We start from the raw sequence: 1431 nt of genomic DNA, 5'->3' as shown, positions 1-1431 counted from the left end.
GCTGGTGGTGGCGCAGCTGGCGGCCTTGCTGTGTGGCGCCTGCTATGTGCCGATGGATCCGGATCAGCCGGTGGCGCGGCTCAGCCACTTGCTGCGCGCGTGTGGCGCACGGCTGGCACTGGTGGAGACGCAGGTGCCGCCACTGGATGCGCCGGATCTGCGTCGTCTGGATTCGGCTTCACTGATGCGGGAGGCTGCCACGCCGCTGCAGTCGATCGCCGGCCATGCGCTCGACCTGGCCTACGTCATGTACACCTCCGGCTCCACCGGCACGCCCAAGGGCGTCGCGGTATCGCATGCAGCGGTGCTCAATCTCGTGCTGCAGGATGGCCCGGCGCGATTGCGTTGCGACGACCGCGTGGCCTTCGCCTCCAATCCGGCCTTCGACTCGGCCACGCTCGAGGTCTGGGGCAGCCTGCTCAACGGTGCCACCGTGGTGGTCGTACCGGCGCCGGTGATGCGCGATCCACTTGCACTGGGCGCCTTGCTGGAACAAGAGCGGCTATCGGTCCTGGTCCTGGTCGCCGGCGTGCTGCGCGCCTACGCGCCGCTGATCGCCACACCATTGAGCACACTGCGGTTGTTGCTGACCGGTGGCGATGTCGCCGATCCCCGCGCCATCGCGCAGGTGCTCGACGCCGATGGCCAGGTCTGCCTGCTACAGACCTATGGCCCCACCGAGAGCACCCAGTTCGTCACGGCGATGGTGGTCGAGACCGCGCCGACGCCCGGCCAATGCCTGCCGATCGGCCGGCCGCTGGCCAATATCCGGCTCTATGTGCTCGATCGCCGCGGCCAGCCGGTGCCGATCGGCGTCAGCGGCGAACTGCATATCGCCGGTGCGCAACTCGCGCAGGGCTATCTGCATCGCCCGGACCTGAGTGCCGAACGTTTCGTGCCCGATCCGTTCGCCACCGCTGCTGGCGAGCGCATGTACCGCACCGGCGATCTGGCACGCTGGCGCGCCGATGGCACGGTGGAGTTCCTCGGCCGCAACGACGCCCAGATCAAGATCCGCGGCTTCCGCATCGAGCCTGGCGACGTCGAGGCGGCCTTGTGTGCCTGCGACGGCGTGCACGAGGCGGTGGTGATCGCCGATGGTGCCGAAGACAAACGCCTGCTCGCCTACCTCGTCGGCGACGTCGTCGACCCAGCCACGCTGCGCGCCCAGCTGGCCACACGCTTGCCCGAGCATATGCTGCCGGCCGCCTATGTGCCGCTGGATGCCTTGCCATTGACGCCCAACGGCAAGCTGGACCGCGCCGCGCTGCCGGTCCCCGATGCCGATGCGTTGGTCACCGGCACCTACCTCGCCCCACAAGGCGAGCTGGAAACCCTGCTCGCCACGCTGTGGAGCGAGCTCTTGGCGGTGCCGCAGGTCGGCCGACACGACAACTTCTTCGCCCTCGGCGGCCATTCGCTGCTGGCGGT

1 protein-coding gene is annotated in these 1431 nt (G+C 69.0%); it reads left to right on the top strand.

Going from position 1 to position 1431, the window contains the following annotated elements; translation table 11 throughout:
* On the top strand, positions 1 to 1431 hold a 1431-nt coding region (locus CKY51_RS21810), incomplete at both ends, for a non-ribosomal peptide synthetase (protein WP_152249999.1).

It is taken from the genome of Xanthomonas maliensis, assembly GCF_009192945.1.
In the GTDB taxonomy this organism is placed as follows: Bacteria; Pseudomonadota; Gammaproteobacteria; order Xanthomonadales; family Xanthomonadaceae; genus Xanthomonas; species Xanthomonas maliensis.
Note: the sequence above shows the minus strand (reverse complement) of the source record. Positions and strands in the feature narration are given on the sequence as shown.